The organism is Bacillus cereus group sp. Sample62 (assembly GCF_036851315.1).
In the GTDB taxonomy this organism is placed as follows: domain Bacteria; phylum Bacillota; class Bacilli; order Bacillales; family Bacillaceae_G; genus Bacillus_A; species Bacillus_A wiedmannii.
In genome coordinates, this window is the sequence record NZ_JAFLPK010000001.1 from 1,297,075 (window position 1) to 1,308,610 (window position 11,536).

An 11,536-nucleotide genomic window follows, 5' to 3' on the forward strand; every position below is an offset into this window, starting at 1 on the left:
TCTTATGTTATTACAATAATTTACATAATACCAAACACTATTACTTATCTGTTTTGTAAAAAAACATTCACAATAACTTATCACCCAAGTTAATCTTTCATGTTATAAAGTAATTTTACAGAAAAATGGGGTGGATATATTTGGTATACCTACACGAATAACTAAAATTGTTGCATGTAAATATAAGTATAATAATTAGAATGTTTCGATAAAAACGAGTTCGAATTATGTATATTGAAATAATAAGCGCTTTCATTGATATTATACAACAATATAACGGAATGTAGTATAAAAAATAAAAAATTATGAATTTATCGTAAACTTTATTTAGATAGTGTTAAATATTGAAAGGAAAGTGAAGGATTTCTACAAAAAAAGTTGCTAAACATAAAAAATGCTTCATAAACAGTTAGTTTCTATAAATATGACGAAAAACACCGTAAAACCAATAACGCATTTTGTGGAATAAAGAGATGGATGAAATATTTTAAAAGGATAAAACAAATAGGGAGATATTAAATTTTAAAAATAGAGAGGAGGAGATATAGTAACAATTATTTACAGTGTTCCGCGTTTCATTTCAAAATAGACGTGCTGAAAATGAAAAGTTTCTTCTATATAAATAGAACGAAAAATAAATAAAATATATGTAAAGGAAACTTGACGTAAAGTTTACTTTACATATATACTCGATATAAGGGAGGAGGGAGGAATTTCCTTGGAAAATAAAATGGTCGAATACCGAAAAAAATTTGGACTATCTCAAGAAAAATTGGCTGAGAAACTTGGAGTTTCCAGACAAACCATCATTTCAATTGAAAAGGGAAAATACGATCCGTCACTTCCGTTAGCATTTGAAATAGCGAAAACATTTCAGACAACGATAGAACATGTATTTATTTACGAAGGAAAAGAAGAGGAGGAATAGGGATGAATTATTCACAAAAGTACTTTGTAATCATGGGAATTATTTTTCTATTTATGAGTGGATTTATGATATTAACAGGTATAATGACGCATTCTGCACCACCGGCTCCAACGTATACATTGCTTGCGATGATGATTATGTGTTTTTGCTTAAGTTACTTACATCCGCAATTTAAAGAAAAAGATGAGCGAATGAAACTCATTCGTTATAAAGGAATGTTCTTCAGCTTTTTTGCGCTAACGGCATATTATCTTCTTTTCTCTTTCGGTTTAAACTTAAAAATAATTACACTATCTGCTACTGAATTATTGAATATACTAATGGCACTTACGATGAGTACAGTTTTTATCTCATTTGTTGTTTTATCGAAAAGATATTAAGATGGAAGAGAGAAAGGAAGATTAACATATGCAAATGATGTATGCTTTTGGCATTGGACTTGTATTATTTTTAGCCGTATTCTTATTTATTCGGAAAGACGTTCAAGGTGGGACGTTAACGAAAAGAGGCTTTTATAAAATGATCGGCTGTTTAGTCGTTATGTTTATAGCGATCATCGTAATGATCGTTTTAATAAATCAGTCACTATAGAATGAACCTTACTTGAGTAAGGTTTTTTCTTTTTGTATAAAACCCTGAAAATCCCACTAAATCCATTTACTGCATATAATGGATATTATATAATTTAATAAAATGATAGATAAGGAGAATAGTATATGAATAAAAAAACTATCTTCTTTATAGCGATAAGTCTACTACTTATAGCTAGTATTACTTATATAATATGTAACAAACGAGAACATGTACCACCTATGTTAGTATGGGATGAACAAGAATACTATGTTACGAATGAACCTGTAAAAGCAGAAGAAGCTGGGCAAAAACTTGGCGAAGTGACGAAGAAAATTGAAACAAGCAAACAGCCTACTAAAGATAGTGAATCCAACACATTACAAGAAAAAATAGAAGTATTCACAATGATTGAAGAAGAAAAAGGTCCTCACTCACCTTTAATCGTAAAGGAGCCTTATAGTGATGAATATAGAGTAGTAAGACCGTTGTTACATGTACTATAAAGTGAAAAAGAGACTCATATGCAGACAGTAACTTCATATCCATGGTCGTTAAGAAAAATGTTTGATTTTTTCCTTTGCTTCATTCTTCCACCAATCGGTGCGATTTATATTTTGCTGAATCGAGAGGCGCTACAAAAGAGAGACTTCATTTTATATGTATTATTTGCTGCTATTAATATATCGCTTTGGTTATCGCTTATGGTCTTTGATCGGACTATGTGGATGGTAGCAGGGCATTATGTACTTGGAGCAATTGTTATTGTTGTTTCGAATATGAATAAGAGATAAGCCAGCAGTCTTAAAGTTGCTAGTTTTAATTTTGCTAATTATAATGAAGAAACAAATTTTTAATAGAGAGTAGTGGGCGTTATGAGATGGAAAGAGGGAACGTTTGAAAAAATAGAAACAAATGACTCGTCGATTGAGCAACTCATACATACATTCAAGGAACAAAACGTAAATGGCGGAGCGGTTATAAGCTGTTTTAAAGTACATAACGAAAATTTTTTCAAAGAAATACCACATTCGAAAGATGGACACGAGCACTTCTTTAGAAGAATCTTCAACTCTTTAGACATAATCAATAACTTAGAAGAGTTAAAAATACATACATCAGAAAAATATAAGTTTCATTTTGAAGAACATCTGGCAGTGATGCTTGATGGTAGCATTGCCGCTCAAATTTTGTGGGGCGGAGCATATGAAGGGTTTAAGGAACGACCAGTTATCGCAAAACAATTAGCAGTTAATCTATGTCAATATATGTTCCAAGATCGATACGAAGATATTAAAGTGTTCGAAAACTATCGCCCTTGGACAGATTGGTTTTACGATGTTGCGTGGGATGTTACTTGGATGGTTTTAGATAGTAAGGAGTGTAAAATGTGGATCATTTGTGCTACTGATACGGATTGATAGAAGAGGGCCTTGTAGGAATGCTGCAAGGCTCTTTATCTTTTGGGAATGAATAGAAAATGAATCATATAAATGCTATACTAAAAAATGTTTGTAATGTCAGTTTTATACTATTATATAGTGATGACTTACTAGAAAAGATAAGAGGAGAATAAACGTGAAAAAGATACAGAAATTATTGCTGTTAATGATGGTAATAGGATTAACAGTAGGTGTTTTAGCAGGATGTGCAAATCCGAAAGATACGACAGAAGAATTTTTAACAGCGATACAAAAAGGTGATGTTGAAAAGGCTCGTACATTTGTTGAGAATGACAAGGAATTTAATAAACTAAATGAAAAAACAGATGATGCTGAGGCAAAAGCAATGCTGAGTGCAATTACGAAAAACTTTAAATTTGAAAAGCTAGAAGAAGTATCGAAAAAAGATGACAAAGCAGAAGTGAAAGTGAAAATTACATCTGCCGATCTATCTGTTGCTGTAACAAAAGCAGTGGGAGAAGTTATGCCAATGGCCTTCGCTAGTGCCTTTAGCGAAGACAAAGAACAATCTGAAAAAGCGATTGAAAAAACGATGACATCAGCAATCGTCAAACACTTATCAGATAAAGATGCAATCATGGCAACTCGCGAAGTTACATTGAACTTAAAGAAAAACAAAGATGGCGACTATAAAATCGTTGCAGATGATAACTTGAAAGAAGTATTGTTTGCTAATGCGAAGTCTTTGGAGAAGATGTTTGGCGGGAAGTGATTGGCTTACATAAAAAAGAGAAACCATATCACGTAGAAGGTTGATATGGTTTCTCTTTTTTTTATGACCCCGGAGAGGCTCGAACTCACGACCTCCACCCTGTCAAGGTGGCGCTCTCCCTGCTGAGCTACGGGATCTTCAAAAATGATTATGTATTTGCACTTTTAATCATTATGTTAAAGCAATTATATATAATTAACTGAAATTTTACAATATTTTTATAGTAATCTTTTGAAGGGAAGTATTTGGGATCGTGCTAGTCGTGTATTAAGGAATATATAAGAAGAGAATGTAATGAAGAGTGGGTTCGAATAAAGCGGTTATATTATTTTTTCGGTACCAATCCAAAGGAACTTCATCACTTAAATCGACAAGAAAAGGGAATAAGAAGTGTAAAGGTAAGCTTAAAAGTTCTGGCATAGCGTTCAATGTTTTCTTTGATAGATACTGCCTCCTAAAACAATACGGGCAATCTTTTTCAAATGTCACGAGTATCGACCATACATCTTTTACTTTCCACTTCGTTTTACAATACGTACAACGCGCCATGGAGTTCCTCCTCATGTTAAGATTCATTCCAGTATATTCCATTTTATTGTACTAAAGTCAAGTGTATTTGGTGTGATAAAATGTAAGTTTATTGTTTTTTTAGATAGTAAAGCTATTAAATTTCATCACCTAAAACAAGCATAACCCCGTTCTGAATTTAGGACGGGGTTAAAATATAACAATAAAGCTAAGGGTTATTCAATGATCGTGCCCGATTGGTAAGGGCTAATAATCAGTGGGGGAAGACACCACTGATTAAAGTTTCACTGTATGTCCAGCTGTTTAAACATTGCCTAGGTAACTTCGCGTTAAGTTTGGGAGAACAATTTTTCCATTCTTACTGTATTTTTCGAATAACTCTGATAGGAGAGAAATAAAGTTTTTATACTCTTCGTCATTTTCTTTCGGAGCATAGGATCCTGATAAATTTCTTCCTAAGAAACCTTCATAATCAAAAAGTAAGTCATTTTGATATTCTTTAAACTCATACTTTCCATCTTTAAAAAAGCTTTTAAAAACTTCTGGAGTTTCTTCTATTCCACCGCTAAATCCTTTGAAATTTGGGCAGGTTTTCTGGCAAATATCTGCATTCTCTTTAATAATCGGGCTAGTTACATCTCTACTATTCCAAACAAGAGCAACATTTGCCTTTTGTTTCAAAATTCGTTGGCATTCGATTTTGAAAGCTTCTTTATCAAACCAATGAAATGCTTGAGCAACAGTTACTAAATCTACACTATTTTCTTTTAAAGTGGTATTTTCGGCAGTTGCTTTTATTGATTGAAAACGAGAATATTGGCTTAACGATTGCTCTGCCAGTTTTCTCATGTCATCATTTGGCTCAACTCCAATAACATGTAAACCACTTTCAAGCAGCTGGCGGCTAAATATCCCCGTACCTGAACCAATATCGGCCACAATTTGATTCTTATTTATTTCGTTAGTCGAAAGCAAATAATCAATATATTCATTAGGATAACTAGGGCGATATTTTGCATATATATCGGCCTTGTCAGTAAAATTTTCTGTTTTTTTCACCGCAATACCTTCTTTCCCGCGATATTATGTATAGAAATAGGAACCAAATAGTAATTTCCGCATCAGTCTCTAAGTTTACAACGTAAAAGTCCAGCTAAATGGAGCTGCCTTAGTTCTCTTATTCAAATTATACTATTTTCCATGATATCTTCCAAAAAAACCATGATTTCTTATTCATCTAAATGGTCTAATTGTTGAATAATATGACCATTTTTATATCGCACGAGGGGTATGTAGGATAAGCGGTTTCCATTTTCAATATCCCAATTGGCCAATATATCCTTTTTACAATTTACTTAAAATCATGTATAACAGAGATACAAGATTATTTTATAATTATTCAAGAGTAGAGGGAGAATTATTGTAATGGTAAGGAAAACGTTCAAGATGCGTGTATCTAAAAATAGAACGATTTCGATTAATGGCTCGATTCTTGATGTGGATGTTACACATGATGAGTTTTTACAAGAGTTTGTTGAGTGGGTCGATTCTAAAGGTTGGTCGTTTATGGGGATGACAGATGAGATTACACCCGAGGAAGCTAGTCAAAATTTAATAGATTCATTGATTGATGAGAAGGATAAGAAAGAATAATTCCTTCTTATTTTTTATTGTATATTTATGTTCTTTATCGTAAAAGTATGATATAGTAAAAAACAGTGAATATTCTTCCAATTTAATACAAATTACATATGGATTGGTAGGTTCGGTTTTTAAACTGTGAGAGTATAGTGAAAAGGGAGATTCATATGGTAAATTTTAAGAAAATTTTGGCTTTTATTACCGTTATTTGTTTATTTTTTTTGACACCTATGACGTTACGTGCTGAGACGAATGTTGGAGTGAATCCAGAACAAGTGGCACCACCACCTGCGGAAGGACCAAATGTTTTTAGTCAGTTTGCAACTGCGATTGATGCGAAAACTGGAGATGTTTTGTATGACAAAAACGCACATCATCGTGCATTTCCAGCTAGTATGACGAAAGTGTTAACAGCAATTTTACTTATGGAGCATACGAAGCCAGAGGATCAATTTACGTTTTCACAATTAGCATTAGATCAAGAGAAGAGTAATTATCAAATTGAGTTTCAACCTGGTGAGACGATTAATAGAAATACTGCGCTTATGATTTTAATGGTGCTGAGTGCGAATGATGTGTCGTATGCGATTGCGGAGCGTATTGGTGGAAGTGTTGAGAATTTCGCTCATATGATGAATGAGAAAGCGAAGCAATTAGGTGCTACAGATAGTCATTTTGTCACACCAAATGGATTGCATGATCCGAATCATTATACAACACCATTTGATATGGCTATGATTACGAGAGGTGTACAAAAGTATCCTGAGATTTTACAAGCGATGAATACGAAAAGGACGACAGTTACGACATCTAGCCAGACGGTTTCTATTTTTAATAAGTCTACTTATTTTGAAAATCCATATAGCATTGGCGGGAAGACGGGTTTTACAAATGAAGCGCGTAATACACTTGTTTTATTAAATGAGAAGGATGGCAATCGTATTATAAATGTAGTAATGGCTTCTCAAAGACCTGAAATTTATGAAGATTTGAAGCAGATGGCGGACTATTCTTTCGGTCAATTTGTGAAGCAAACTGTACTAGATAAACATAGCTGGCATCAAAAGGCAACGTATTTAAATAAAGATATCGATAGCGAGCTTGAAAAAAGTGCAGAGCTTATGCTTAAGAAAGATGAAGGGAAAAATGTGAGGACGATTTTCCGTGCGGCTTCATTAGATAAAGAGTCTTTGTATCATAAAGGAATTCATCGTGGTGAGGTAGTTGGTGCAGTTGATATTACGAAAAACAATCAAACAATTGCGACGATAAATGTTCTTTCTAAAGAAGATGTTACTTTTGCGATGCCTAAAAAAGATACGGCTACGCCTGAAGTAAACGAATCAAATGTGAAAATAATAAGCATTGGAATAGGTGCCGCTCTATTATTTGGAGCTATTTTATTTGTAGTGCTACGCCGAAATACAACAGGAATGAAATCAGAAGAAAAATAAATTACTAGTTAAAAGGCTGTGAAGAGACTTTGTCACAGTCTTTTTTTACATTAAAAATAACTAATAATTGTAAATTTTCTTATTGCATTTCTGTTATGTTCGTTATATTATTTACTTGTGTTCTTGTTAAAGAACAAGAGTGAATATTGCATACTTCAAATAATATAAAACAACGGAGAGGGAGAGAAACGATGAAATTAATTTGGAAGGTGATTAGCAACGTTATCTCATTTGTTTTATTTGCAGTAATGGTTTTATTAGCTTTTGTAGTTATTTCTTCAAAAGCGAGTGGTGGGGATCCAACATTGATGGGGTATCAATTTAAGAGCGTTCTTTCAGGATCGATGGAACCAACATTTTTGACAGGGTCAATCATTGCGATAGAGCCAACAAAAGATGGTTCTAAATATAAAAAAGGTGATGTTATTACGTTTAAAGAGAAAGATGACAAAATTGTCACTCACCGTATTATCGGTGTGAAGGATGCAAATGGAAAAGTAATGTATGAAACAAAAGGAGATAATAACAACGGACCAGATTTAGCACCAGTACTTGCAGAGAATGTAATCGGAAAGTATGCAGATATTACAGTTCCATACGTTGGTTATGGACTGAATTATGCGAGCTCAAAAGCGGGAGCAGCATTACTTCTTATTATTCCAGGAGTCTTTTTACTTGGCTATTCCGCGATTTCTATTTTTGGCGCTATTCGTAGCATCGACGGAGAAAAGAAAGAGAAAAAAGTAGAACAATCCGTCTAGTTATCTTAGTTATAATTTCCTACTAGGAAATTAACAAATATATATTATGGGGGATTTGGACATGACTTTAAAGAAAAAATTAGGGATGGGTATCGCATCAGCAGTACTAGGAGCAGCATTAGTTGGTGGAGGAACATTTGCATTCTTTAGCGATAAAGAAGTGTCAAATAATACATTTGCGACTGGTACGCTTGATTTATTATTAAATCCATCAACAGTTGTTAATGTATCGAATTTAAAGCCTGGTGATACAGTTGAAAAAGAATTTAAACTAGAAAATAAAGGTTCTTTAGATATTAAAAAGGTTCTATTAAAAACAGACTATAGTGTAGAAGATACGAAGAAAGACAATAAAGATGATTTTGGTAAACATATTAAAGTAACATTCTTAAAAAATGTAGACAAGCATGAAACAATCGTAAAAGAAACAACGCTAGATAAATTGAAGGGCGATACACTTACTGCGGTAAATAATGATTTAGCTGCTTGGTTCTGGGATGAAAAAGGTATTTCAGCAGGTAAATCTGATAAATTCAAAGTGAAATTTGAATTCGTTGATAATAAAAAAGATCAAAATGAATTCCAAGGCGATAAGTTACAATTAACTTGGACGTTTGATGCACAGCAAGGCGATGGTGAAACAAAATAATAAGGACGACAAAAAGAGACTATCAAAAGTGGTAGTCTCTTTTTCTGCTAAAAGTGAAATGTAGGAAGAAAAATAATTTTTTATATCATTTTATTATTCCCTTTATTATAATAAAGGTATAGTTCTTGATAAAGAACGAATTGTTCGATAGGAGAGATTAAAATGCTGAAGCCACCTCGGAAATTCAAAAAGATGCTTATTTTGCCATGTTTGTGTTCTATTACTTTTTATTTAGGCTCTCAAATAATGACTTATACAGAAGCAGCTTTCATTCATGAAACGAAAGTAGAGGCTACTATTTCTACAGCAAGTATTTTTCCAAAAACAGTTGATCAATTAACAGAACAAGCTAAGCAACATAAGGAAGTTATTTTGCATGAGTATGAAGGGATGAAGTCAAAATTAACTGTCACCTCTACTCAAGATTTAGAACAGGCGCTTGTTACGTGGAAGCAAGGGCGTGAGAAAATAGTTGCTGAGAGAGAATTGTTACAAAAAGTATATGTATCAATAGAAGGTCCTTACAATCAAGTGCAAGAAGAGTTAAAAGGTAATACAACCGAATCGAATAAGCAAGTATTCTCGTATGTGAATGCTGGTTTTCATATAGTGAAAGACAATTGTGAGTATGTTGATAAAGAGGTAAAGTTACAGGTGATTGATAAACAAATTCAAGATTTTGAGAAATTACTAGTAGAGGAAACAGCAAAACAAGTAAGTGAGGCTAAGAAACAAGAAGAAGCGAAAAAGCAAGAAGAGAGTAAAAAGCAAGAAGAAGCGAAAAAACTAGAAGAGAGTAAGAAGCAAGAAGAAGCGAAAAAACTAGAAGAGAGTAAGAAGCAAGAAGAAGCGAAAAAACTAGAAGAGAGTAAGAAGCAAGAAGAAGCGAAAAAACTAGAGGAGAAGAAACAAGAAGAAGCAAAAAAGCTGGAAGAGAAGAAGAAACAAGAAGAACAGAAAAATAAAGATAGCAAGTAAATACAGCAATATTTCAGAGCGAATAGAGGTTATAAATCCGAATAGGTGAGAGAGCATTGCGACTCACCTATTCGGTGTGTCTTCTTTATTTTAACAATACACGTCATATACGAGAAAACTGGTTGGCAGCATGATGGTGAAAGATAATAATTAGTATAGATAGTGAAAATTAAATACGTTTTTCTTTGTTTCTCAACAATTTTCCGAAAATTTAAAATGATATTGAGAAATAAAAATAACTGAAAATACTAATAAAAAAATGTTGTATTTATATAGAGTTGTTCGTTATAATGAACTTAAGGTTTTTAAAAGAGAACGAATATTAGCTAAGCTAATATAGTTTTCTTTATGTCCCTTATTGAAAAGATATAGGGGAAAAAATATAAAAAACAGCTAGGGGGAATTGATTGTGAGTCTGAAAAAGAAATTAGGTATGGGAGTTGCATCAGCAGCATTGGGGTTATCTTTAATTGGTGGAGGAACATTCGCTTACTTTAGCGATAAAGAAGTATCGAACAATACATTTGCAGCTGGGACGTTAGATCTTACATTAGACCCTAAAACGCTTGTAGATATTAAAGATTTAAAACCAGGGGATTCTATTAAGAAAGAGTTCTTATTAAAGAATAGCGGTTCATTAACAATTAAAGACGTTAAACTAGCGACAAAGTATACTGTGAAAGATGCAAAAGGCGATAATGCTGGTGAAGACTTTGGTAAGCACGTTAAAGTGAAATTCCTTTGGAACTGGGATAAACAAAGTGAGCCTGTATATGAAACAACTTTAGCTGATTTACAAAATGCTGATCCAGATCTTTTAGCTAAAGACATCTTTGCTCCTGAGTGGGGAGAAAAGGGTGGATTAGAAGCAGGCACAGAGGATTATCTGTGGGTACAATTTGAATTTGTAGATAATGAGAAAGAACAAAATATCTTCCAAGGTGATTCATTGAATTTAGAGTGGACATTCAATGCTAACCAAGAAGCTGGCGAAGAAAAATAATAAAAAAGCGGGTATCCCCCGCTTTTTTTATAAAGAAAAAGAAGTGCTGGTTGTTAGCACTTCTTTCTATTATTATTTTTGATTTTGCTTCCATTTTGTAAATTCAAGAAATTCACGAAATTGTTCTTTGGAGACACCTGAGCTCATCGCATCTTTAACGAGTTGTGTCCATTCGGAGTCTAAGTGATTTTCCTTTGTTATTTCATCATGAAGTAAAGTATCAACTGGAATTTGTAGAACTGCTGCGATTTTTTCAAGAAACTGAATGGAAGGGTTTTTTTGTAAATTTCGTTCTATAGAACTAATGTAAGATTTAGCAACACCAGCTTTTTCGGCAAGTTCAGTTAATGAAATACCTTTTTGTAAACGCAGGCGTTTTATACGTTCTCCAATCATATTTGCGCACCTTTCTATCAATATGTCGTCGTCTTATGATGTCATTATTATAACATAAACTTCTCTAAAAAGAACAAACCTATTGAGCCTGGCTTGATGGTTTCGTACGTTGGAAAAAATGTTCGATATCTTGCAGAGCGATACCAGCGTCTAAAGCTTCAAGTATTAAATCAATCCATTCTTGATCCAATGCGTCAGTCTTATCTTTGTACAAATGTAATTCCTCCCTAATTATCGGTCATAACTGCTGCTACAGAATACGTGATAATGCAATCGGATTTTTTATTTTTATGTAGTGAATTATCAAATATTTTGTAGATAAAACAAAGATAAAATCCCCATTAAATTCCCTCTATGGCGATTATAAAGTTTCTGACAAATATTTTCAATATTTTCAGAAAACATTGTTGAATTGTGATATATTCGTATGCTAACTATGGAATTTTTACAAAT

The 11,536-nt window shown here is 33.2% G+C and carries 16 protein-coding genes, 1 tRNA gene and 1 pseudogene; 13 read left to right on the forward strand and 5 right to left on the reverse strand.

The window, feature by feature from the left end:
* The first annotated feature begins 718 nt into the window (after positions 1-718).
* From J0835_RS06480 to J0835_RS06510, 7 genes are all read left to right on the forward strand, one after another.
* Positions 719-928: a helix-turn-helix transcriptional regulator gene (locus J0835_RS06480; RefSeq protein ID WP_002202726.1), complete on the forward strand. Its 210-nt coding sequence runs from the start codon at positions 719-721 to the stop codon at positions 926-928.
* Between the two features lie 2 nt (positions 929-930).
* Positions 931-1,308, forward strand: a complete 378-nt coding sequence (locus tag J0835_RS06485) for a hypothetical protein (RefSeq protein ID WP_002140897.1) — start codon at positions 931-933, stop codon at positions 1,306-1,308.
* 28 nt (positions 1,309-1,336) lie between these two features.
* Positions 1,337-1,519, forward strand: coding sequence for a DUF3976 domain-containing protein (locus J0835_RS06490; RefSeq protein WP_001178300.1), 183 nt, complete (start codon positions 1,337-1,339; stop codon positions 1,517-1,519).
* A gap of 125 nt (positions 1,520-1,644) precedes the next feature.
* Positions 1,645-2,004 carry a hypothetical protein gene (locus J0835_RS06495; protein WP_087979836.1) on the forward strand — a complete coding sequence of 120 codons (360 nt, stop codon included), beginning with the start codon at positions 1,645-1,647 and terminating at the stop codon, positions 2,002-2,004.
* Positions 2,005-2,022: 18 nt separating this feature from the next.
* Positions 2,023-2,292: a hypothetical protein gene (locus J0835_RS06500; RefSeq protein WP_140386701.1), complete on the forward strand. Its 270-nt coding sequence runs from the start codon at positions 2,023-2,025 to the stop codon at positions 2,290-2,292.
* Positions 2,293-2,373: 81 nt separating this feature from the next.
* Positions 2,374-2,919, forward strand: coding sequence for a hypothetical protein (locus J0835_RS06505; RefSeq protein WP_140386702.1), 546 nt, complete (start codon positions 2,374-2,376; stop codon positions 2,917-2,919).
* Positions 2,920-3,076: 157 nt separating this feature from the next.
* A complete protein-coding gene (locus J0835_RS06510) occupies positions 3,077-3,673 on the forward strand; it encodes a DUF4878 domain-containing protein (RefSeq protein ID WP_140386703.1) in 597 nt (198 codons plus the stop codon).
* Between the two features lie 64 nt (positions 3,674-3,737).
* Here J0835_RS06510 and J0835_RS06515 read toward each other — a convergent pair.
* The 3 genes and pseudogenes from J0835_RS06515 to J0835_RS06525 form a co-directional block, all read right to left on the reverse strand.
* Positions 3,738-3,810: transfer RNA gene (locus J0835_RS06515), tRNA-Val, on the reverse strand.
* 193 nt (positions 3,811-4,003) lie between these two features.
* Positions 4,004-4,222: pseudogene (locus J0835_RS06520) on the reverse strand (hypothetical protein); the annotation flags it as partial.
* A 282-nt stretch (positions 4,223-4,504) separates the two neighbouring features.
* Positions 4,505-5,260, reverse strand: coding sequence for a class I SAM-dependent methyltransferase (locus J0835_RS06525; RefSeq protein WP_087979846.1), 756 nt, complete (start codon positions 5,258-5,260; stop codon positions 4,505-4,507).
* A 366-nt stretch (positions 5,261-5,626) separates the two neighbouring features.
* On the opposite strand from J0835_RS06525, the gene J0835_RS06530 reads away from it, so the two are divergent.
* From J0835_RS06530 to calY, 6 genes are all read left to right on the forward strand, one after another.
* Positions 5,627-5,854: a hypothetical protein gene (locus J0835_RS06530; RefSeq protein ID WP_000251858.1), complete on the forward strand. Its 228-nt coding sequence runs from the start codon at positions 5,627-5,629 to the stop codon at positions 5,852-5,854.
* 155 nt (positions 5,855-6,009) lie between these two features.
* Positions 6,010-7,296 carry a D-alanyl-D-alanine carboxypeptidase family protein gene (locus J0835_RS06535; protein ID WP_087979848.1) on the forward strand — a complete coding sequence of 429 codons (1,287 nt, stop codon included), beginning with the start codon at positions 6,010-6,012 and terminating at the stop codon, positions 7,294-7,296.
* 191 nt (positions 7,297-7,487) lie between these two features.
* Entirely contained in the window at positions 7,488-8,057 is a 570-nt protein-coding gene (gene sipW / locus J0835_RS06540; protein ID WP_087979849.1) for a signal peptidase I SipW, read from the forward strand.
* A 61-nt stretch (positions 8,058-8,118) separates the two neighbouring features.
* Positions 8,119-8,706: a CalY family protein gene (locus J0835_RS06545; protein ID WP_087979850.1), complete on the forward strand. Its 588-nt coding sequence runs from the start codon at positions 8,119-8,121 to the stop codon at positions 8,704-8,706.
* Between the two features lie 162 nt (positions 8,707-8,868).
* Positions 8,869-9,684, forward strand: a complete 816-nt coding sequence (locus J0835_RS06550; RefSeq protein WP_333728115.1) for a DUF4047 domain-containing protein — start codon at positions 8,869-8,871, stop codon at positions 9,682-9,684.
* Between the two features lie 409 nt (positions 9,685-10,093).
* Positions 10,094-10,687 (forward strand): biofilm matrix protein CalY, encoded by a 594-nt coding sequence (gene calY / locus J0835_RS06555; protein WP_087979852.1) that lies wholly within the window; start codon positions 10,094-10,096, stop codon positions 10,685-10,687.
* 72 nt (positions 10,688-10,759) lie between these two features.
* Here the strand turns inward: calY and J0835_RS06560 are convergent, their stop codons facing one another.
* Entirely contained in the window at positions 10,760-11,083 is a 324-nt protein-coding gene (locus tag J0835_RS06560) for a helix-turn-helix domain-containing protein (RefSeq protein WP_087979853.1), read from the reverse strand.
* Between the two features lie 79 nt (positions 11,084-11,162).
* A complete protein-coding gene (locus tag J0835_RS06565; RefSeq protein ID WP_060630024.1) occupies positions 11,163-11,297 on the reverse strand; it encodes an anti-repressor SinI family protein in 135 nt (44 codons plus the stop codon).
* Positions 11,298-11,536 lie beyond the last annotated feature (239 nt).

Bases quoted from the DNA above. Each gene is read 5' to 3' on its own strand.
- J0835_RS06485 (WP_002140897.1), top strand. From the start codon at position 931: ATGAATTATTCACAAAAGTACTTTGTAATCATGGGAATTATTTTTCTA.
- J0835_RS06490 (WP_001178300.1), top strand. From the start codon at position 1,337: ATGCAAATGATGTATGCTTTTGGCATTGGACTTGTATTATTTTTAGCC.
- J0835_RS06495 (WP_087979836.1), top strand. From the start codon at position 1,645: ATGAATAAAAAAACTATCTTCTTTATAGCGATAAGTCTACTACTTATA.
- J0835_RS06500 (WP_140386701.1), top strand. From the start codon at position 2,023: ATGCAGACAGTAACTTCATATCCATGGTCGTTAAGAAAAATGTTTGAT.
- J0835_RS06505 (WP_140386702.1), top strand. From the start codon at position 2,374: ATGAGATGGAAAGAGGGAACGTTTGAAAAAATAGAAACAAATGACTCG.
- J0835_RS06530 (WP_000251858.1), top strand. From the start codon at position 5,627: ATGGTAAGGAAAACGTTCAAGATGCGTGTATCTAAAAATAGAACGATT.
- J0835_RS06535 (WP_087979848.1), top strand. From the start codon at position 6,010: ATGGTAAATTTTAAGAAAATTTTGGCTTTTATTACCGTTATTTGTTTA.
- sipW (WP_087979849.1), top strand. From the start codon at position 7,488: ATGAAATTAATTTGGAAGGTGATTAGCAACGTTATCTCATTTGTTTTA.
- J0835_RS06545 (WP_087979850.1), top strand. From the start codon at position 8,119: ATGACTTTAAAGAAAAAATTAGGGATGGGTATCGCATCAGCAGTACTA.
- J0835_RS06550 (WP_333728115.1), top strand. From the start codon at position 8,869: ATGCTGAAGCCACCTCGGAAATTCAAAAAGATGCTTATTTTGCCATGT.
- J0835_RS06560 (WP_087979853.1), bottom strand. From the start codon at position 11,083: ATGATTGGAGAACGTATAAAACGCCTGCGTTTACAAAAAGGTATTTCA.